This is a genomic window from Bradyrhizobium sp. 18BD, from assembly GCF_054185225.1.
The window spans coordinates 144,022-164,867 of sequence record NZ_JAVAYL010000002.1 but is presented as its reverse complement, the minus strand read 5'-3'; the positions used below and the strand labels follow the sequence as shown (position 1 = coordinate 164,867).

18 protein-coding genes are annotated in these 20,846 nt (G+C 65.2%); 8 read left to right on the top strand and 10 right to left on the bottom strand.

The features are described from left to right. Nucleotides 1-96 precede the first annotated feature (96 nt). Nucleotides 97-1,056, bottom strand: coding sequence for an alpha/beta hydrolase family protein (locus tag RAD16_RS03965; RefSeq protein ID WP_458156943.1), 960 nt, complete (start codon nucleotides 1,054-1,056; stop codon nucleotides 97-99). Between the two features lie 250 nt (nucleotides 1,057-1,306). On the opposite strand from RAD16_RS03965, the gene RAD16_RS03960 reads away from it, so the two are divergent. Then, nucleotides 1,307-2,176 carry a DUF2147 domain-containing protein gene (locus tag RAD16_RS03960; RefSeq protein WP_458156571.1) on the top strand — a complete coding sequence of 290 codons (870 nt, stop codon included), beginning with the start codon at nucleotides 1,307-1,309 and terminating at the stop codon, nucleotides 2,174-2,176. Between the two features lie 7 nt (nucleotides 2,177-2,183). On the opposite strand, the gene RAD16_RS03955 is transcribed toward RAD16_RS03960, so the two are convergent. Next, nucleotides 2,184-2,876 (bottom strand): GntR family transcriptional regulator, encoded by a 693-nt coding sequence (locus RAD16_RS03955; protein WP_458156570.1) that lies wholly within the window; start codon nucleotides 2,874-2,876, stop codon nucleotides 2,184-2,186. Between the two features lie 125 nt (nucleotides 2,877-3,001). Between RAD16_RS03955 and RAD16_RS03950 the strand changes: the two genes are divergently transcribed. From RAD16_RS03950 to RAD16_RS03940, 3 genes are all read left to right on the top strand, one after another. Next, a complete protein-coding gene (locus tag RAD16_RS03950; protein WP_458156569.1) occupies nucleotides 3,002-6,388 on the top strand; it encodes a molybdopterin-dependent oxidoreductase in 3,387 nt (1,128 codons plus the stop codon). A 53-nt stretch (nucleotides 6,389-6,441) separates the two neighbouring features. Next, nucleotides 6,442-7,893 (top strand): short-chain fatty acid transporter, encoded by a 1,452-nt coding sequence (locus tag RAD16_RS03945; protein ID WP_458156568.1) that lies wholly within the window; start codon nucleotides 6,442-6,444, stop codon nucleotides 7,891-7,893. A 173-nt stretch (nucleotides 7,894-8,066) separates the two neighbouring features. Further along, a complete protein-coding gene (locus tag RAD16_RS03940) occupies nucleotides 8,067-8,423 on the top strand; it encodes a hypothetical protein (RefSeq protein WP_458156567.1) in 357 nt (118 codons plus the stop codon). Nucleotides 8,424-8,487: 64 nt separating this feature from the next. On the opposite strand, the gene RAD16_RS03935 is transcribed toward RAD16_RS03940, so the two are convergent. After that, complete coding sequence (locus RAD16_RS03935; protein ID WP_326904413.1) at nucleotides 8,488-8,892, bottom strand: (R)-mandelonitrile lyase; 405 nt, start codon at nucleotides 8,890-8,892, stop codon at nucleotides 8,488-8,490. Nucleotides 8,893-8,916: 24 nt separating this feature from the next. Beyond that, nucleotides 8,917-9,615 (bottom strand): ribonuclease activity regulator RraA, encoded by a 699-nt coding sequence (locus RAD16_RS03930; protein WP_008129640.1) that lies wholly within the window; start codon nucleotides 9,613-9,615, stop codon nucleotides 8,917-8,919. Nucleotides 9,616-9,861: 246 nt separating this feature from the next. Here RAD16_RS03930 and pxpB point away from each other — a divergent pair, with 246 nt between their 5' ends. The 3 genes from pxpB to RAD16_RS03915 are packed head-to-tail and all read left to right on the top strand — an operon-like array spanning nucleotide 9,862 to nucleotide 12,427. Next, complete coding sequence (pxpB, locus tag RAD16_RS03925; protein WP_458156566.1) at nucleotides 9,862-10,593, top strand: 5-oxoprolinase subunit PxpB; 732 nt, start codon at nucleotides 9,862-9,864, stop codon at nucleotides 10,591-10,593. Next, nucleotides 10,590-11,627 carry a 5-oxoprolinase subunit C family protein gene (locus RAD16_RS03920; RefSeq protein ID WP_458156565.1) on the top strand — a complete coding sequence of 346 codons (1,038 nt, stop codon included), beginning with the start codon at nucleotides 10,590-10,592 and terminating at the stop codon, nucleotides 11,625-11,627. Before pxpB ends, RAD16_RS03920 begins: the two co-directional genes overlap by 4 nt. A 32-nt stretch (nucleotides 11,628-11,659) precedes the next feature. After that, nucleotides 11,660-12,427: a LamB/YcsF family protein gene (locus RAD16_RS03915; protein ID WP_458156564.1), complete on the top strand. Its 768-nt coding sequence runs from the start codon at nucleotides 11,660-11,662 to the stop codon at nucleotides 12,425-12,427. 117 nt (nucleotides 12,428-12,544) lie between these two features. Here RAD16_RS03915 and RAD16_RS03910 read toward each other — a convergent pair whose 3' ends face one another. The 6 genes from RAD16_RS03910 to RAD16_RS03885 all read right to left on the bottom strand — a co-directional run bounded on the left by RAD16_RS03910 (nucleotide 12,545) and on the right by RAD16_RS03885 (nucleotide 19,302). Beyond that, nucleotides 12,545-12,697: a hypothetical protein gene (locus RAD16_RS03910; protein WP_167561251.1), complete on the bottom strand. Its 153-nt coding sequence runs from the start codon at nucleotides 12,695-12,697 to the stop codon at nucleotides 12,545-12,547. Nucleotides 12,698-13,029: 332 nt separating this feature from the next. Further along, the gene (locus RAD16_RS03905) at nucleotides 13,030-14,637 is read right to left on the bottom strand and encodes a sulfite reductase subunit alpha (protein WP_458156563.1); all 1,608 of its coding nucleotides are present in this window, start codon (nucleotides 14,635-14,637) and stop codon (nucleotides 13,030-13,032) included. After that, entirely contained in the window at nucleotides 14,634-16,415 is a 1,782-nt protein-coding gene (locus RAD16_RS03900) for a NirA family protein (protein WP_458156562.1), read from the bottom strand. The genes RAD16_RS03905 and RAD16_RS03900 overlap by 4 nt, the downstream gene beginning before the upstream one ends. 337 nt (nucleotides 16,416-16,752) lie before the next feature. Further along, entirely contained in the window at nucleotides 16,753-17,916 is a 1,164-nt protein-coding gene (locus RAD16_RS03895) for a CmpA/NrtA family ABC transporter substrate-binding protein (RefSeq protein ID WP_458156561.1), read from the bottom strand. Then, on the bottom strand, nucleotides 17,913-18,503 hold the full coding sequence (locus RAD16_RS03890) for an ANTAR domain-containing response regulator (RefSeq protein WP_458156560.1): 591 nt from the start codon (nucleotides 18,501-18,503) through the stop codon (nucleotides 17,913-17,915). The genes RAD16_RS03895 and RAD16_RS03890 overlap by 4 nt, the downstream gene beginning before the upstream one ends. 235 nt (nucleotides 18,504-18,738) lie before the next feature. Further along, on the bottom strand, nucleotides 18,739-19,302 hold the full coding sequence (locus tag RAD16_RS03885; RefSeq protein ID WP_458156559.1) for a hypothetical protein: 564 nt from the start codon (nucleotides 19,300-19,302) through the stop codon (nucleotides 18,739-18,741). Nucleotides 19,303-19,524: 222 nt separating this feature from the next. Between RAD16_RS03885 and rimO the strand changes: the two genes are divergently transcribed. Then, nucleotides 19,525-20,844, top strand: a complete 1,320-nt coding sequence (rimO, locus tag RAD16_RS03880; RefSeq protein WP_458156558.1) for a 30S ribosomal protein S12 methylthiotransferase RimO — start codon at nucleotides 19,525-19,527, stop codon at nucleotides 20,842-20,844. Nucleotides 20,845-20,846: the final 2 nt, after the last annotated feature.

The window sequence follows — 20,846 nt, the reverse complement described above, 5'->3', positions numbered from 1 at the left end:
AGCCGATCAGAAGATTTCCGCTCGGGCTTCACAAGCCGACATCGCTTTCGTGAGTACACGTCCTAGCTAGGCGATACCTCCGGTCCGCGCCTGCCGTCACTTCAGGTGGGTGCGGAAAAAGGCCACGGCCGCGTCATTGAACTCTTTGTGAAACGCAACGCGATCGAACCCTGGCGGATCGGTGCACAGGATCGGCGCGGCTTCGGCGAGTTTTGGCGGACACGGAGCGATGAAGGAGAAGTGCGCGGAGTTCGGAACGATCCGGTAGTCGGGCCGCGCGGGCAGCAACGGCACCAGCGCGTCGACGGCTTCGGGTGCGACACCGTCGCCACCGAGCGCTGAACGCCACAACAGTATCGGGATCGTCACGTCGGCAAGGCGCTCGCGGCTGAACAGGCCCTCGAAGAGCGGCGGATCCGCTAGTACTGCAGCCCTGACACGGGGATCGTGGGCCACCGGCGCGGTCGGCACGCGGCCCTCGTGGATATCCCTGCATTTCGAACTTGTGGTGTCCGCCTTGTCGCAGAGCGGGGCCAGAGCGCCAAAATCAGGATTGCCGCCGATGACGACGAGACCGGTATAGGCGCCCCGCGAAAACCCGAACAAGCCGATCCGCTGCGGGTCCAAAATCGCCGCCTCCTGCCAGGCACCAAGCATGAAGTCGGTGAGCCGCTTCATGTCGGCGGGGCGTTCGATCAGCACGGAGAAATCGTCGGTGCGGCTGCTGTCGCGCGCGGTGTCGCCCGGATGATTGATGGCGGCGACCACGAAGCCGGCATCGGCCAATGCGGCCGCAGTGTCGATGTGGCCGAAAACCGAGCCGCGCCGTCCATGCGTCACCACGATCAGCGGCAGCCTGCTGCCGGCAACCGGACAGTCCCTCACCCCCGGCAGGGACACGCCCCCGCTTAGCACGACTTCGGAGGGCGGCGCCGCGCAAGGTGTCCACACCATGCCCTTGAGCGCGGGCCCGCTCGGATCCGCCGACACGTCGATCAGGCGGACTGCCGCCTGCGCCGACGTCGCCCCAAGCCAGCAGGCTGCGGCCAGCACCATTCCAGCAAGTCGCGACCGGAGCATCAGCGTGCACCTTCGGATCATTCAACCTGTGCGGTTGTACGGTCCCGCCACTCACCCCGTCCAGAGCCTCGCCGCGCCTTCATCCAACTTCGGTCCGAGTTCGGCGTTATTGAACCCGGAACCGCTGGAGGACGACTCATACGGACGACAGTGATCTAGATCACTTTTTGCGATCGCGCCGGGGCGTAAGCGTCGGTCCGGGGACCAATCGTTCAGGAGATGCGAAATGAGGAAGCTGTTGGCCACGGCCGCATTCCTTTTGGCGAGCACCGCTGCCCAGGCGCAGTACACCTTCGAATATGGCGGACGCACCATCCGGATCGATCCGGACCGCGGCACCGTGCAGATTCCCGGCGTGTACGACAACACCGGCCAGGGCAAGGCCAAGAAGGCCAAAAACGACGTCAAGAACGACACCAAGGGAGCTCCGAAGGCCGAACCGCAGGCGCCGCAACAAGCCAAGGCTGATCCGCAACCGCCGGCCGCGCCGGCACCTGTCGCCGCACCTCCGGCCGCCGAGCAAGCCCCTGTCCAGGCCCCCGCGGCCGCGACGGCGAACAACGCACCGGCCGAAGATGCGATGGTGCCGCCGCCCCAACCGGCTCCGAGTGCGGCCCCGTCGGTGGCTGCAGTACCGCCCGCTCCGCCTCCGACAGTGGCGGCCGCGCCCCCGGCACCGCCTCCGCCGCCCGCGCCGGCGCCTGCCCCCGCTCCCGTTCAGGCGGCCGCCGTCGCCCCGCCGGCTCCCGCAGCCGCCCCCGCGCGCGATCCCAATTCGCCGCTCGGCGTCTGGCTCACCGAGGAGAAGGAAGGCAAGGTCCGCATCGAGCAGTGCGGCAACAATCTCTGCGGCTATTCGGTCGACAGCAAATCGAACCAGAACGGCGAGCAGGTCCTGATCAACATGAAGCCCGCCAAGGATCTGAACAAGGATCAGAACAAGGACCAGAAATGGTCAGGCCGCATCCTCGATCCCAACACCGGCTCGACTTACGACTCGACCATCGCGCTGAAGGGCACCGACCGCCTGCGCGTGCAAGGCTGCGCCTTCGGCGGCATGTTCTGCGGCGGTCAGACCTGGACGCGCGTGAACTGAGTTCGGCCTAAGTGGGCGAGAGCTGCCGCTTGCGTGCGGCAGCAATCGGTTCGCGTCCGGCGCCGACCTGCGAGAGCGCTTCAACGAAGATCGGCTCCCAGGCCCTGATATGGTGGCGCAGGAGGTTCGTCAGCGCCTCCTCTTTTCCCGCGCTCGCCAGTTCGATGATCCGGAAGTGCTCGGTTGCGGAGTCGTTCTGCCGGGCGAGGCCGGCGCGCGAATTAATGCCGTAGAGGCGCATCTGATCGCGCAATCCCATCACCATCTCGGTCAGGCGCGGATTGTCGGCGGCAGCCGTCAGCAGTTGGTGAAAGCTTCGATCGGCCTCGATGTAGAGCTTCATGTCCTCGGTCCGGACCGCGCGCTCGATGTCCTCGGCCCAGGGAATAAGTTCGCTCAGATCCTTCTCCGCCTTTCGCGCAACCAGGGTTGCAGCGTGGAGTTCGAGAACCTCTCGCAGATCGAACAGATTGCGAAGCTCCATCAGCGTCGGTTCGACCACCTTGAAGCCCCGATTGCGCACGGGCTCGATCAGCCCGCTCCGAGACAGCTCCAGCAGCGCCTCCCGCACGGGGGTCGTCGATACGCCAAGGCTGGCCGCCAAGGTCGGCACCGAATACATCGTGCCCGGCATGCTCTGACCGGAAATGATCTCCGCGCGCACCTGCTGCACAACCTGCTCGCGCAGATTCTGGTCCATGTCTCCTCCGCCCCAGTCGCTTGCCGCCCGATCTATCAGCACCGCTCAAAGAATGCACTTGACATGACAGGGTCATCGACGAAGCATGTAGCGCGTTACTATAATGCGCTACTATTGGGCTGTCCATGGCGGAACGCTATCCCGGCTATTGTACTCTCTGTCGTTCGCGATGCGGTTCCACGACCGTCGTCGAGAACGGCCGCATGGTTGCGGTGGAGAATGCGCCGGGGCACCCGACCGGCGGCGCGCTGTGCGCGAAGGGCCGCGCCGCGCCCGAGATGGTGCACAGCCCGCGCCGCTTGACCCACCCGCTCCGCCGCACCGCGCCGCGCGATGCCGCCGATCCGGGCTGGGTGCAGATTTCCTGGGACGAAGCCCTCGGCGAGATCGCCGAGAAGCTCGGTCGGATCCGCAGCACCACCGGCGCGGAATCCGTCGCGTTCGCCGTCACGACGCCGAGCGGCACGCCGATGGTCGACAGTTTCGAGTGGGTCGAGCGCTTCATCCGCTGTTACGGCAGTCCCAATCTGATCTATGCCGTCGAGGTCTGCGGCTGGCACAAGGATTTCGCCCACGCGCTGACGTTCGGCCGGGGCATCGGCTTTCCCGACTACGACAGAGCGGACGTCATCGTGCTGTGGGGACACAATCCGGCGCGGACCTGGCTTGCGCAAGCGACCCGCGTTGCGGACGCCCGCCGCCGCGGCGCGCGCGTGGCCGTCGTCGACCCCAAGCCGAATGGGTCGGGACAGCAGGCCGATCTCTGGCTGCGCATCCGCCCCGGCGCCGACGGCGCTCTCGCGATGGCGGCGATCCGGCATCTCATTTCGACCGGCACATTCGATGCAGCTTTCGTGACGCGCTGGACGAATGCACCGTTTCTGGTCGACAAGCATACCGGACGTTTTGTCCGGGCGAGCGAGCTGTGGCCGGATCAGCCGCCGGAAGCGTTCGCTGTGCTGGACCGATCCGGCAAGGCACGGCCACACGATCCGCGAACCGAGACGCTTGATCCGGCGACCTGCACGCTCGATGCCGAAGCGACGCTTGATGGCGCGGACAGACGCGTGATTGCCGCGAGAACCGTTTTCTCGCGGCTTGCCACCGAGGCTGCTCCCTACACAATGTCCAGTGTCGCCGCGACGACATGGCTGGATGAATCGAAAGTTGCCGCGTTCTGCGGACTGTTCGAAAATAGTCCGAAGCTCGCTTATCATTCGTGGACCGGCGTCGGCCAGCACACCAACGCGACTGCGACCGAGCGTGCGATTGCGACCCTCTACGCCCTCACCGGCGCGTGCGACCGGGCGGGAGGCAATGTCTGGCCGGTCCCGCCGCCGACACGCGCGGTCAACGACATCAGCCTGCTGCCGCCGGGACAGAAAGCGAAGGCCCTCGGCCTCGACGAATTGCCGCTGGGCCCGCCAAGTCGCGGATGGATCACGGCGCGCGATTTCAGCCGCGCGGTCCTCAAGGCAGAGCCCTATCACGTCAACGCGCTGATGAGTTTCGGCACCAACTTCGTGGTGTCGCAGGGACATTCCTCGCGCAATCGCGAGGCGCTTCGCGCGCTCGACTTCCATGTGCATGTCGACATGTTCATGAACCCGACAGCCGAGAATGCCGACATCGTGTTGCCCGCCGGCATGCCCTGGGAGCGGGATGCGCTGAAGATAGGCTTCGAGATCACGCAGGAGGCCGTCGAGACCATCCAGTTTCGGCCGCAGATGCTGCCCCGGCATGGCGAGAGCAAGGCGGACTACGAGATCGTCTCCGAACTGGCGCTGCGCATGGGCATGGCGGAGCAATTCTTCGGCGGCGACATCCGTGCCGGCTGGAATTATCAACTGGCTCCGCTCGGCATCACCGTGGAGGAGTTGCGCAAGCAGCCAGAAGGCATGCGCTTTCCTCAGCCGTTCCACCACGAAAAATACGCCGACAACAAGAGCGACGGAACGCTGGCGGGATTTGCGACACCGACGCGGCGCGTGGAGATCTATTCCGAGCTTATGCTCGATCACGGTTATGCGCCATTGGCCGGCCATGTCGAGCCGGCCGAGAGCCCGATGACGACGACCTCGGACACGCGTTTTCCACTGGTGCTGACGACCGCCAAGAGCGGCTGGTTCGTCCACAGCTCGCATCGGCATGTGGCATCGCTCCGCAAGAAATCGCCCGATCCTGCCGTCGAGATCAGCAGGGCGCTCGCTACGCGGCAGGGCCTTGAGGACGGCGATTGGGCGATCGTCGAGACGCCCTCCGGCCAGGTCCGGCTCCAGGTGCGCCTCAACGACTCGCTCGACGACCGCGTCGTCCTCGCCGAGTTCGGCTGGTGGGAGGATTGTCCGCCGCTCGGACGCAACGTCACACCGCCCGCCGGCGTCGCGACCTCGAACATGAACGACGCGTTGAGCGACGCATGGCGCGATCCGGTCAGCGGCTCGGTGCCCCTGCGCGCCACGCTCTGCGACATCCGGCGCGATCAGTCCGCCAATCGCGGCCGCTGGACCGGACGACGCGCCTTCTCGGTCGCGAGCGTCCGCCTTGAGGCCGATGACGTCGTCGCGATCGACCTTGCTCCAAAGGATGGTGATGCGCTTCCCTCGTACCGGCCGGGGCAACACGTCCTCCTGAGCCTGCCGGGCGTCGATGTCGCCCGTGCCTACTCATTGACCAGGAGTGGCGGCGCGAACGTGCTGTCCATCGCCGTCAAGAAGCAGCCGTCGAGCAGCGGCGCCCATCTCTCCGAACACATCCATCGCCTCGCGTCCGGCGACGAGGTCTTCCTCGAAGTTCCGAGCGGGATCTTCACCTCACCGTTGCAGGGAGATCGCCCCCTCGTCTTTCTCGCGGCCGGCATCGGCATCACGCCGTTCATGAGCCATCTCGAATCTTTGCTGGCGCTGACCCCGGTTGAGCGCGTCAACGACGTCCTGCTGCTCTACACATGCCGTAACGGAAATGAGCATCCTTTCGGCACACGGCTGCGGGAGCTCGCGGCGCTGCTGCCACAATTAAAGCTGGTGACGGCGTTCACGGCGCCTCGCTCGACCGATCGACTGCGCGAAGATTACGACTATGCCGGCCGCCCGGATTTGTCGGTGCTCGATCCGCTGATCTCCAGGCGTCCCCTCGTCTATCTCTGCGGTTCGCCGGACTTCATTGCCTCGATGACCGAGCGCCTTGTCGAGCGCGGTCTTCCAAGGTTTGACATCTTCGCGGAGGCCTTTGCGTCCCCGCCCGAGGTGCCGGCCACGCTGGAGGCGCAGACGATTCACCTCGCCGGCAGCGACAAGAGTTTTGTCTGGTCGCCCGAGCTGGGCACGCTGCTCGATGCCGCGCATGCCGCGGGCGTGCCGCTTCCGAGCGGCTGCCGCGTCGGCCAGTGCGAAAGCTGCGCCATGCGTATCGTCGACGGCCGCGTCGCGCAGCTCGGCAGCGGCGACAGCTCGGCCGAACACTGCCTGACGTGTCAGGCCGTGCCGCTCTCGGAGCTCACGCTCGCGCTCTGACCGCACGCCATAACTTTTAACCACGACGACCACTGTCAAATTGGGGGCTGAAGATGACGACTGTTTCCGGAGACTCTCTCAACGAGAATGCGCCGACCGAGATCAATCTGCTGGCGAGATTCTCGCAGCGCCTCGTGGTCTTCTCCGAGCGCTGGTTTCCGGACGCCTACGTCTTCGTCCTCATCGCCGTGATCGCGATTGCGGTCGGCACGATCGTGCATGGCGGGTCCCCGCTCGCCGTCAGCCGCGCGTTCGGCGATGGCTTCTGGAATCTCATCCCGTTCACAATGCAGATGGCTCTGGTCGCGATCGGCGGCTATGTGGTGGCGATGTCGCCGCCCATCGCGGCCGCGCTGCGGCGGCTGGCTTCCGTGCCGTCCACCGGACGCCGCTCGGTGGTGTTCGTGGGGGTCCTGAGCATTCTGCTCTCGCTGGTCAATTGGGGGCTGAGCCTCATCTTCTCGGGTCTGCTGGTGCGCGAGATCGCGCGGCGCAGAGATATCAAGCTCGACTATCGCGCCGCTGGAGCTGCCGGCTATCTCGGCCTCGGCTGCGGCTTCACGCTCGGCATCACCTCGTCGGCCGCACAGCTTCAGGCCAATGCCGCCAGCATTCCGAGCTCGCTCCTGCCCATCACCGGCGTCATCGGGTTTTCCGAGACCATCCTGACCTGGCAAAATCTGCTAACGACCATCCTCGTGACGGCCCTCTCGGCCGTCATCTGTTATCTGACCGCGCCGAACGCGGCCGAGACCAAGACCGCGGAGGATCTCGGCGTGTCGCTCGAAGACGACACGGTCAAGCCCAAGGCCCCGAGCCGCCCCGGGGATTTCCTCGAGTTCAGCCCGATCCTGACCATCCTGATCGTCGTCCTGGCTCTCGGCTGGCTCTGGCAGACCTTCCAGTCCGGCAATCCGCTGATCACTCTGTCGGGCCTGAACACCTACAATTTCGTCTTCCTGATCCTCGGCATCCTCTTGCACTGGCGTCCGCGCAGCCTGCTCGAGGCCTTCTCCAAGGCGATGCCGAGCGTCTCGGGCGTGCTGCTGCAGTTTCCCTTCTATGCCGGCATCGCCCAGATGCTCACCAAGGTCCCGAACGCCAAGGGCGTGACGCTCTCGGACACCATTGCGCACTGGTTCGTCGATGCTTCCGCCAGTTCGACCGTGTTCTCCTTCCTGGTCGGGATCTATTCCGCGGTGCTGGGATTCTTCATTCCGTCGGCGGGCGGCAAGTGGATCATCGAAGCCCCCTACATCATGAAGGCCGCGAACGCCGTCGGCGCGCATCTGGGCTGGACCGTCATGGTCTACAACATCGCCGAGACGCTGCCGAACTTCATCAATCCGTTCTGGATGCTGCCGCTGCTCGGCATCCTCGGACTGAAGTCGAAGGACCTGATCGGCTACACGTCGGTGCAGTTCTTCATCCACTTTCCGATCGTGATGATCGTGGCCGCGATCCTGATGTCGACCTTCACGTATCATCCGCCGATCCTTCCCTGAGGCTGCGGACAAGCAGACCATCGGCAGCGGTACGCCGCGCTGCCGATCAGCGCTTTTGCGCACAGAAGAAATGCCTGAAGCCCTGAACAGCCGGCGTGCGGCGTGACGCCTCTCACATCGCCCGCCCCGGCCCCATGCCACGATGCAGCGAGGTTCAACCATCGAGGCGTGCCATGAACGGTATTCGCAAAGGACTCTTCGTCACCCTTCTCGCCATCGCCTTGCCGCTGCCGCAGGCTGATGCTGCGACAAGTACTTTCGACGGCACATGGAACGTCCGGATCTCGTCATCAAGCGAGACCTGTGGCAACGGAGCGACCGTCGCGATCGGCATCAACAACGGCCAGATTGCATCAAGCAGCGCCGTGGTGAGCGCCTCCGGCCGCGTGGCGGATGCCGGCAGCATCAACGTCACCTTGAGCACCGGCATCAAGCGCGCCGTGGGCTTCGGCCGGCTCAGCGGCACCTCGGGATCCGGCACATGGCGCGGCACACTGTGCACGGGCACGTGGACGGCGGAAAAGATGTAAGTCGCCGTGTCCCGGCTCGGCGACGCATCGCCAAGGGCGATGCGTCTTGTCCGGTGCACGCGCGTCAGCCGAGCGGCGCGCCGTATTCGGCGTCCGTGACAGGCTCGAGCCAGGTCGAGAACACGCCGTCGAGCGCTTCCTGCATGGCGATGTGGCACATGCTGTTGCCCGGAGAGGCGCCGTGCCAGTGGACTTCACCCGGCGGGATCCAGACGGTGTCGCCGGGACGGATTTCCTGCACCGGGCCGCCCTTGGTCTGGACGCGGCCGACGCCCGAAATCACGTAGAGCGTCTGTCCGAGCGGATGATGGTGCCAGTTGGTGCGGGCGCCCGGCTCGAACGAGACCCGCGAGACGTTCAGCCGCGCCGGCGCGGGCGCCATGTTGATGGGGTCCTGCAGCACGGTGCCGGTGAAGTGTTCCTTCGGCGCGCGGCGGGTCGGCCGCGCACCGGCGAGCGTGATATCCATGGGAGTACCTCGTTTCCTTGCCTGTTACTTCTTGCTGGCGGCGTAGCGCGCCTTGGTTTCGGCGTTCATGGGATAGAGGCCCGGCAGCACGGCGCCGTTGTTCACCTCGTTGACGATCCAGGCTTCCATGCGCTCCTGCTCGACGCCCTCATTGAGAACGTGGTCGAGCATCGCCTGCGGGATCAGCACGCAGCCGTCCTGGTCGGCGACCACGATGTCGTTCGGAAACACGGCGACGCCGCCGCAGCCGATCGGCTCGCCCCAGCCGACGAAGGTCAGGCCCGCCACGGAAGGCGGCGCGGCATAGCCGTCGCACCACACCGGCAGGTTGGTGCCGAGCACGCCCTCGACGTCACGCACCACGCCGTCGGTGACGAGAGCGGTGACGCCGCGCTTCATCATGCGCGCGCAAAGGATGTCGCCGAAGATGCCGGCATCGGTGATGCCCATCGCGTCGACGACGGCGATGCAGCCGTCCGGCATCGCCTCGATCGCGGTGCGGGTCGAGATCGGCGACGACCAGGATTCCGGCGTCGCCAGATCCTCGCGCGCCGGCACGAAGCGCAGCGTGAAGGCCGGTCCCACCAGGCGCGGCAGGCCCGGGCGCAGCGGACGCGCGCCGCGCATCCACACATTGCGCAGGCCCTTCTTCAGCAGGACCGTGGTGATGGTGGCAGTGGTGATGCCGGCGAGGGTCTTGCGGGCTTCGGGGGACAGCGACATGGACGAGAACGAGCTCCGAGGTGCGGGGAAGAACGCGCGCATCTTGCGAGCCGGACGCTTGCCGTCAAGGGCCAAAAGGGGTGCGGAAACGCAGGGCCGCAACGCTGTTATGCGCCGCGATAACAAGGCTTTATCGTCTCCCCCTGCATTAATTTATTGGACTTGCGGGCGCATTTACGCGAAGCAGGGACAAGCGGAACTCAAAGCTGAGCCCGCGTTTCCCGAGAAGCCCGATTTCGACAGCTCATGGCCGCGACGCTTCCCCCGCCCCGCCTTCTGCCCAGTGGCGACAGTGCCGTCACGGTCGAGTTCAGCCGCACCATCGACGACGCCGCCAATGAGCGCGTGCTCGCGCTCGACAAGGCGCTCGCGGCAAACCCCATCGACGGCATCACCGAGACGGTGCCAACCTATCGCTCGCTGCTGGTGCACTACGATCCCGGCAAGATCGGCTTCGACGCGCTCGGCGAAAAGCTGCTCCCGATCGCCAGCCAGCCGCTGCCGCCTGCCACCAAGGCGCGGCGCTGGCGCATCCCCGTCGCCTATGGCGGCGAGCACGGCATCGATCTCGAGGACGTCGCCAAGGCGCTCAGCACCACGCCCGACGACATCGTCGCCCGCCACACCGGTGGCGACTATCGCGTCGCCATGATCGGCTTCACGCCGGGCTGGTCCTATCTCAGCGGCCTCGACAAATCCCTCCACATGTCGCGGCGGCAGTCGCCCCGGCTGTTCACGCCCGCCGGCACGATCTCGATCGGGGGCATCCAGGCGGGCATCCAGTGCCTGGCCGCGCCCAGCGGCTGGCACCTGCTCGGCCGCACGCCTGTCAGAACCTACCAGCTCCACCGGAATCCGACCTTTCTCACCGAACCCGGTGATCGCGTGACGTTTTTCGCCATCGACCACAAGACCTTCGAGGAGCTCGACCGCGCCGCCGAGGCCGGCGAGATCATCGCCGAGCAGGTGACCGCATGAGCCGGCTCATCGTCGCCAGCATTGGGCCCGCAAGCTCCGTCCAGGATGGCGGCCGCCACGGCGCGCAGCGCTATGGCCTCACGGTCAGCGGTGCCATGGACCGCCTCTCGCTCGCCGCCGCCAACACGCTGGTCGGCAACGATCCGTTTGCAGCTGCGGTCGAGATCGGCCCGTTCGGCGCCACGTTCACCGCGAAAGACGGCGCCGTGCGCGTCGCCATCGCCGGTGCGCCGCGCAATGCTGATGTGGCCGGAAAACCGGTGGCGATGGACACTTCGGTGACGCTGAAGGACGGCGAAACGCTGACGCTGGGCTTTGCCCGCGGCGGCGCGTTCACGTATCTGGCGATCGAAGGCGGGATCAAAGGCGAGCTGGTGTTCGGGAGCCTCGCGGTGAATGCCCGCGCCGGTCTCGGCAGCCCCTACCCGCGCCCGCTGCAAGCCGGCGACGAATTCACGGTCGATGCCGCCAGCGGCGCGCCCGAGCTGCGGATCGAATTGCCTAAGCCCGCGAGCGGCCCGATCCGCGTCCTGCTCGGCCCGCAGGACGACGAGTTCGACGACGCCAACAAGGCGCTGTTTCTGGACAGCGAGTGGAAGATCTCGGCGACCTCCGACCGCATGGGCTACCGGCTCGAAGGCCCCGCCATCAAGCATCTGCACGGCCACAACATCGTCTCCGACGGCACCGTCAATGGCAGCATTCAGGTGCCCGGCAATGGCTCGCCGATCGCGCTGATGATGGATCGCGGCACCTCCGGCGGCTATCCCAAGATCGCGACCGTGATCACGGCCGATGTCGGCCGTCTCGCGCAGACCTCGGCGGGAACCGCGTTCCGCTTCCAGCAGGTCACGATGGCCGAGGCGCAGGACGAGGCGCGCAAGTTCGCGCAATTGATCCGCAACCTGCCCGATCGCCTGCGTTCCTCCGACACCGTCGAGCTCAACATCGAGGCGCTCAGCGATGCTAACGTTGCGGGCTATGCGGTGAGCGCCATGGATGCCGGGACCTGGCAGGTCACGGCCGAGCCGTAAGCCACAACAAGACCAGAGGCGGAGAGCACCCCATGAAGACGATCGATCTCAATTGCGACCTCGGCGAAGGTTTTGGCGCGTGGGAGATGGGCAACGACGCTGCCATGATCGACCTTGCCAGCTCGGTCAACGTCGCCTGCGGCTTCCATGCCGGCGATCCCGACATCATGCGGCGGACGGTGGAGCTGGCGAAAGCGCGCGGCGTCTCGGTCGGCGCCCATCCCGGCTACCGCGACCTGCACGGGTTTGGCCGGCATCCGATCGCGGGCCTGAAGGCCTCCGAGATCGAGAACCTCGTTGCCTACCAGATTGGCGCGCTGCAGGCGATCGCGACCGCGGCCGGCCACAAGGTCACGCATGTGAAGGCGCATGGCGCGCTCTCCAACGTCGCCTGCGAGGACGACATGACCGCGAAGGCCATCGCCGCCGGCATCAAGGCGGTCGATCCCAATCTGATCTTCGTCGTGCTCGCCAATTCGAAGCTGGTGAAGGCCGGCGAAGACGCCAATCTGCCTCTGGTGCACGAGGTATTCGCCGACCGCGCCTATGAGGACGACGGCAACCTCGTCTCGCGCAAGAAGCCCGGCGCGGTGCTGCACGATGCCAAGGCCATCGCCGACCGCGTGGTGCGCATGGTGCAGGACGGCGCGGTGGTCTCGGTCACAGGCAAGATCATCAAGATGCGCACGGACACGGTGTGCATCCATGGCGACACGCACGGCGCCGTCGACATCGCGCGCAGTCTGCGTCAGGCATTGAAGGATGCGGGGATCGAGGTCGCGCCGTTCAAGCGCGGATGAGGCGGTCGAGGTGCCGTAGGGTGGGCAAAGGCGCAACGCGCCGGGCCCACGATCTCGGCATGAGACAGGTGGTGGGCACGCTTCGCTTTGCCCACCCTACGACAGCGGGGAAACTCGCTAGAACGGGTGCACCGACAGCGTGCCGAACACGATCGCGGCGATGACGGCGAAGGCGCTGTAGAGCGCGACGTGGTGCATGCTCGCCCCGGTCCGACGCGAGAGCGAGCGCGCGTAGAAGTGCAGCCTGGCTTCCGCCGATAGTTCGCGCATGGTCGATCTCCAACGCCCCATTTGCGGGAGTATGAAGGATCAACCGGGGCATCGGGCAAGATACTCGCGGAAATAGCGATGCGGGTTCTCTGGAACAGCCAGATTGCAGGTGCAAATTCTCTGCACCCGCGGGTTCCGAGAATCTTATTCGTTAGAATCCGAGCCAGCTGGAACTGGCTCGGATGACAGTGGCATGACAGGTCGGACTCGGGGCTTAGAGGCTCGTCCAAACCAAAATGTCGAAAACAACCCCATGCACAGTAGAAACGGGTTTTCGATGCGAGGCCCGGCGGTTGCGCCGCCGGGGCGATTCGCGTTGATCCCGCCGCGTCTTAGTAGACGTCAGCCTGAAAGCGGCCGGTCTTCTTGAGCTCGGCGACAAAACTGACGGCTTCGTCGGTCGAACGCGCGCCGAATTGGGCGACGATGTCGACCAGCGCGCGCTCGACGTCCTTGGCCATCCGCTTGGCATCGCCGCAGATGTAGAGATGCGCGCCGTCGGCGAGCCAGGTCCACAATTCGCGGCCGACCTCGCGCATGCGGTCCTGCACGTAAAACTTCTTCTCGCCGTCGCGCGACCAGGCCAGCGACATGCGCGTCAGAAGCCCGGAGGTCTTCATCGCATTGAGCTCTTCCTGGTAGAAGAAATCGCAATCGCTGCGCTGATGGCCGAAGAACAGCCAGTTCTTGCCCGGCGCGCCGGTCGCCTTGCGGTCGAGCAGGAAGGCCCGGAACGGCGCGATGCCGGTGCCGGGGCCGATCATGATGACTGATGTCTTCGGGTCCTCCGGCAGGCCGAAGCCGTGCGCCTTCTGCACATAGACCTTGAGCTTCTCGCCCTCCTTGATGCGCTCGCCGAGGAAGGTCGAGGCAACGCCGATACGCTTGCGCTTGCCGATCACGTAGCGAACGGAATCGACCGTCAGCGACAGCTTTCCGGGCGTCGCATTGTGCGAGGACGAGATCGAATAGAGCCGCGGCTGCAGCGGCTCCAGCGCCTCGATGAAGGCTTCCGGATGCGGACGCGTGCCGGAGAATTTCTGCAGCGCCGCCATCACGTCCAGCGTCGCCGCATCGCCATCGGGATCCTCGCCCTGCGCCAGCGCCCGCGCCTTCTCGCGCTGCGCGCCGCCGGTAATGAAGGAGATCAGCTCGAACAGCGAGTCCGGCGCCGGCGACAGCGAGACGTCGTCGATCAGCACCTCGCGCAGCGTCTTGCCGTTGACCTTGGTGGTGTGGGACGCCCCGAGCAGCGCGATGATCTGGTCGACAAGGCCGACATCGTTGCGCGCAAACACGCCGAAGGAATCACCGACGACGTAGTCGAGCTTGCTCGCGGAGAGATCGAACTCGATGTGATAGGTCTCCTTCTCCGACTTCCCCTTGTTGAGAAGACGGCGCGACAGGAAGGTGGCTTCGGTCGGATTGTCGCGCGAACGGCCCGGCTCGGCGATCGTGACGGTCACGGCAGGCGCGGCCACCGTGTCAGTCTTCCCGGGCGCTTTCGCTGCCGGCGCCTTGTCGAGATCCTCGTACAGCGATTTCAGCATCCGTGCGGTTTCCTTGCCGCCGGGGACGCAGAGATTGAGCCGTGCTTCGCTGCGGCTCGCGATCGCCTCCGAATAATCGTGGCAATTGTAGCCGCACTGCCCGCAATCCTGCTGCGCCATCGCCGCCATCATCTTGCGGCGCACGGGACGACCCTCGGCGAGTTTCATCCGGTCGGCGATCGGCATGGTCTGGTCGTGCCATGGCGCTTCGCCATCGTCGCCGTCCCCGGCTTGCATGACGGCCGCGCCCTGCTCCGCCGACAGAGGCGTTGCGACGTCAGGCGACAGCAGCCCGGCAAAGAAGCCGTTGAGCCAGGAGCGCTGCGCGTCGGAGAACGGCGCGCTGGCGGGAATGATGTCGAGTTTCGGCGGAGGCGTGATCTGGTTCATGCGGACACCTGTGCATCGGCAAGCTTGCGCAGCGTTTCGCCGTCATGGCGGCGCGCAAAGGAGAGGAAGGTTTCATCGGGCGAGGAGCGATGGGCGAGATAGGCCTTGAGCAGCCCCTCGACCGTCTTCGGCGCGTCCTCGGCCTTGAGGTCGTGGTAGACCTCCTGCCCGACATCGGCGTCGGGGCCGAAGCCGCCGCCGGTGAAGAGGTGGTAGCCCTCGACCGTGTCCTCCTCGTTGACCGGCACACGCGCGCCGATCAGGCCGATGTCGCTGATGTAATGCTGGGCGCAGGAATGGTGGCAGCCGGTGACGTGAATGTTCACCGGCTTGTCCATGGCGACGCGCGGCTCGCACCAGTCGCCGATCTCGGCGGCATTGCGCTTGGTGTTGGAGGCCGCAAAACGGCAGCCGGCATTGCCAGTGCAGGCGATCAGGCCGGCGCGGATATGCGAGGCCTCGACCGCGAGCCCGATCTGCCTGATCGCGGCAATGGCGAGCTCGACATTCTCGTCGCGCACACCCGGGATCAACAGGTTCTGCCAGACCGTCAGGCGGATCTCGCCATCGCCGAGGTCGCGCGCGATCTTGGCAAGGCCGCGCATCTGGTCGGAGGTGAGCTTGCCGAGCGTCAGCGACACGCCGATCCAGTTGAGGCCGTCCTGCTTCTGCTTGTGCACGCCGATATGGGCCATGCGGTCGGCCGCAGGCCGCGGCTGGAATGCTTCTTCCGGCACGCGCGTGAACGGCGTCTTCAGCCGTTCCTCGACCAGCTTGAGGAAGCCGTCATGGCCCATGGCGTCGAGCACGTATTTCAGCCGCGCCCTGTTGCGGTTGGTGCGGTCGCCATGGTCGATGAAGACGCGCACGATCGCGTCCGCGACGGCGGTCGCCTGCTCCGGCTTGACGATGATGCCGGAGTACTTTGCAAAATCCTTGTGTCCGGTGATGCCACCGAGACCGAGGCGGAACCAGATGCCGGGCTCGACGCCGAAACCGTCCTTCACCTCATAGGCCGTGAAGGCGATGTCGTTGGTCTCCTCCAGCACCGCGATCCTGCCGGCGCCGTCGAAGGCGACGTTGAACTTGCGCGGCAAGCCGTAGAGCGAACGGTCGTTGAGGATGTGGTAGTGCCACTCGCGCGCATAGGGCCGCGTGTCGATCAGCTCCTGCGGATCGATGCCGGCGGTCGGCGTGCCCGTGACGTTGCGGATGTTGTCGGCGCCGGAGCCGCGCGAGCACAGGCCGAGATCCTGGATGCCCTCGATCAGCTTGATGGCGTACTTGGGCGGGATCTCGCGAAGCTGGAGATTGGCGCGCGTCGTGACGTGGCTGTACGGCCCGCATGTTTCGTCGGCGAGATCGGCAAGGCCAGACATCTGCCAGTGCTTCATGATGCCGTTCGGAATGCGCAGGCGGCACATGTAGGAGTCCTGCGTCGGCGCGACATAGAAGATGCCGTAATAGCGCCAGCGGAAATTGTCCGCCGGGCTAGGCGGCGCGTTGTCGAGCGCCTGCTGACGCAGCCGCGGATAGGCATCGAAGGGATGCTCGTCGCGCTTGAACTTCTCCTGATCGGCGAGCTTCTTGCCCGACGCGATCACCTTGTCCTGCGCCTTGATGTGCACGGCATCGGGACCGGTCGGCTCGGCGTTCGCCTTGCCGGCGCCGCCGCCGAGACCGCGACCGACGCGGCTGATCTGGAGGCCGGTCGTGAAACCTTCGAGATAGCGCTTCTGCTCGTCGGTAAAGTCGACTGAGACGGTATCGATTTTCATGGTCGGTAACGAAGCTCCTGCGGCCACCTCGGTGGCATCGACGGAAAATTGCGCGACCCGCGAGGAACTCGGCTGGCGGCTTGAGCCAGCTTCGCACCCCGACGGTCCAATCAGCTTCGTTGCTGTGGGACTTGGCTCAGCAGGCACCAATGACAGGCTGGCCGCACTGCAACATACAAGTTGCGTGCCAGCTTCAGGAAGTTGGAAAGTTATTTGATTTCAGTGCGTTGGAGGCGTGCCCCGGGGAACCCCGGTGGCGGCGTCCTCACGAAATTCGAGCAGCCCGCTCAAAATTTAGACGAAGAGCCGAGGCGCTCAAAAACCGTGCAGGGCCGAATCAGGCCTTCCAGCGCCCGACCTCGAAGGCCTCCAGATGCCCCCGGATGTTGTCGGGATCGAAGGTGGGGCCCGCGAAGGCTCCGAACGGCGCGGGGGCTTCGGTGGGCGGGCTACGGCCAAGGGCTGCGTCGTACAGGTCCGGCCGGAACACGGCCATGGCTGTCTTCGCACCATCAGGCGTCAGCGCCGTCTGCCCCCAGCGCACCATCTGGGCGTAGAGCCAAGCGGCCTGGACCGGATCGGGGCGCCCTGCCCCTTCGCGCCCGACCAGCAGGTAGCGGCTGCTCTCGCGCACCGTCCCGTCCGGCGAGATCTTCAGGCGCCCGGTGAGCGACCGCTGGATCACCTCGGCATCGACATCGATCCGCTCCGGCCGGGCGAGTATCTCCGCGGCTTCTGCGAGATTTGCCGGCTGCTCGATGAACTCCGCACCCTTCACCGCCGCACGGACCAGTTTGGCGACCACGTCCGGATTCTTGTCGGCCCAGACCTGGCGCACCGCCAGCACCTTCTCCGCCGCGCGGACCAGGATGTCGGCGACGAAATGCAGGATGTGGCCGATGCCGAGATCGACCGCGACCGAATTCCAGGGCGCACCGACGCAGAAGGCATCGACATGGCCGCTCTTGAGGCTGTCGACCATGTAGGGCGGCGGCAGCACGACCAGGCGCACGTCCTCGTCGGGATCGACGCCGGCGGCCGCCATCCAGAACCGAAGCTGGTAATTGTGGGTCGAGAACGGAAAGGTCATGCCGAAGGTCAGCGGATCGGCGCCGGCCTTGCGCCTTTTGACGACGACCTTCGCCAGCGCCTTCGCGGTGACGAGCGGATCGAACCGGTCGCCCTCGATCTCCTCCATCAGCGCCGCATGAAGCGCCGGCGACACTGTGATCGCGTTGCCGTTGATGCCGAGATTGAAGGGTGCGGCGATCGGCACCTTGACGTGGCCGAGCCCGAGCGAGGACGCGATCGCGACCGGCGCGAGCAGATGCGCGGCATCGAACAGGCCGATATTGAGCTTGTCGCGGACGTTGGACCAGGACACCTCGCGCACCAGCTCGACCTCGAGGCCTTCGGCGGCGGCAAAGCCCTTGTCGACGGCGACGATCAGCGCGGCGGCATCGACCAGCGGGATGAACCCGATGCGGAGGGGAGCGGTCATTTCAGCATCTCCGACGCGGTGATGATCGACTGGGCGATCTCGCCGATTTTCTTCTTCTCGCGCATCGCGGTGGAGCGCAGCAGCACATAGGCCTCGTCCTCGTTGAGGCCCTTCACCTTCATCAGGATGCCCTTGGCCTTCTCGATGATCTTGCGGTCCTCGAGCTGCGACTTGGTGCGCTCCAGCTCCTCCTGCAGCTTGGCGAAGGCGTTGAAGCGGGAGACGCAGAGATCGAGGATCGGCTTGATGCGCTCCTTCCTCAGCCCGTCGACGATGTAGGCGGATACCCCCGCCTCGACGGAAGCCTGGATCGAGGCGGAATCGCTCTGGTCGACGAACATGGCGATCGGCCGCTTGACGGCGCGGCTGACCTGGAACATCGCCTCCAGCACGTCGCGGCTGGGGTTTTCGAGATCGATCAGGATGATGTCGGGGTCCACCGCATAAATCCGCGCCAGCAGGCTCTGCATCTCGCGGATATGGACGACCTGCGTGAATCCAGCCTCTCGCAACCCTTCCTCGAGGATCGCGGCCCGGATCGGGCTTTCGTCGACAATCACGATTTTAGGCGACTGTTCGGCGCTCATTGCTCACTCACCACCCGCGATTCATCCATAGCACGCCGGAAGGCCATGCAAAGGGTTGTAATTATGGGCAATTGGGACTAGCTCAAGCCCGTCAATCAGGCAGATTTGGATATGGATCAGACGGCTGCGCCCAAGGTCAGCTTCGTGTCGCTCGGGTGTTCCTGAGACAACGAATGTAGACTTTCAAAAGCCGCCCACTCCCGCCCGGCGGCAGCTGTCATCTGGGCTTACGCGCTCACGGAATTTTCGCGCCAGCGATCATTTTGTCGAGAAGTGGTACGGCGGCCAGCACCGCCGTCTCGCTGAGGCCGGAGACCGCCAGCCGCACGACGTAGGAATTGCCGTCCTTGTCGAGATCGGCGTAATGCGCGATCACTTCGATCGGCTGGTCCTTCAGGGACGGATTGTCGTAGCGATTGATAATGACCTTGGGATTCACCGTCGGAAGCGTGGTGATCTTGGCATTCTTGCCGGATGTCGTCGCCCAATCCCGATCGCTGGCTGCGACCCATTGAACCAATTCGGTCCGATCCTTGTTGTAGCGGCCGTCGGCATAGATGATCGCTTCGGCTTTACCGAAAATCTTTCCGTTGGGCACGAACATCGAGGCGCCGTACTTGAGACTCGCGGCCTCGTCCCTCGTCCACCCATCGGGTGCCTTCACGCGTGGCCTGAATTCCGGACACACTCGTTCTTGCCGATCGCAGACATGGATGATCTTGTCGACTTCGGCTCGCGCCGGAAACATCGCGCCGCAGGCAGCGGTAACGAAAGTCATGCCGAACATGAAACGGCGCATCGCAGTCTAGCTCCGTGGAATTACGCAGGAACAGAATAACAACAAAAACGTGCACGCTGGCGCAATTCATCTCGGCTCCTCCGCTCACACGATCGGAACCGTCTTCCCACATCAGGAGCCCTTAGCATTGCACCGCATAGGTTAGTTGTTGAATTTCGCCATCGGTTCAATTAGTTGGATCGCTAAATCCGGACAATTCAGATCTAGGCTCCAGGCGATACCATGGACAGAGCGCCCCGCATTTCATTCACATCACTCGGGTGTCCCAAGGCATTGGTGGATTCCGAGCGCATCATCACGCGCCTGCGCGCGGAGGGCTACGAGCTCGCCCGCAAGCATGACGGGGCCGATATCGTCATCGTCAACACCTGCGGCTTCCTCGACAGCGCCAAGCAGGAATCGCTCTCGGCGATCGGCGAGGCGATGGCCGAGAACGGCAAGGTGATCGTGACCGGCTGCATGGGCGCGGAGCCGGAAGCGATCGAGCAGGCCTATCCCGGCGTGCTCTCCATCACCGGCCCGCAGCAATATGAGAGCGTGCTGGATGCCGTGCATCGCGCGCTGCCGCCCGCCCATAATCCGCATGTCGATCTGGTGCCGCCGCAGGGCATCAAGCTGACGCCGCGGCACTACGCGTACTTGAAGATCTCCGAAGGCTGCAACAATCGCTGCACCTTCTGCATCATCCCGAAACTGCGCGGCGACCTCGTCTCGCGTCCGGCCAACGACGTGCTGCGCGAGGCCGAGCGCCTGGTCGGCGCCGGCGTCAAGGAGCTGCTGGTGATCTCGCAGGACACCTCGGCCTACGGCGTCGATCTCAAATATGCCGAGAGCCCGTGGAAGGACCGTCAGGTCCGCGCCAAATTCCTCGATCTCGCGCGCGAGCTCGGCGAGCTCGGAGCCTGGGTCCGGCTGCAATATGTCTATCCCTACCCGCATGTCGACGAAGTCATCGCGCTGATGAACGAGGGCAAGGTGCTGCCCTATCTCGACATCCCGTTCCAGCATGCGAGCCCCGAGGTGCTGAAGGCGATGAAGCGTCCGGCAGCGCAGGACAAGACGCTGGCACGCATCAAGCGCTGGCGCGAGGAATGTCCTGATCTCGCGCTGCGCTCGACCTTCATCGTCGGCTTCCCCGGCGAGACCGATTCCGACTTCGCCTATCTGCTCGACTGGCTCGACGAGGCCGAGATCGATCGGCTCGGCTGCTTCAAATACGAGCCGGTTGCGGGCGCGACCTCGAACGCGATCGAGAACCCGGTGCCAGAAGAGGTCAAGCAGGAGCGCTACAACGCGCTGATGGCGCGCCAGCAGAAGATCTCCGCGCGACGGCTGAAGCGCAAGGTCGGCACGCGCCAGCAGATCATCATCGACGAGGTCGGTCCGACCGTCGCGAAAGGCCGTTCCAAGGCCGATGCGCCGGAGATCGACGGCGCGGTGTATCTGACGAGCCGCCGCCCGTTGCGCGTCGGCGAAATCGTCACCGCGAAAATCGAGCGCGCGGACCAGTACGACCTGCACGGCAGCGTCGCGGGGTTCTGAGG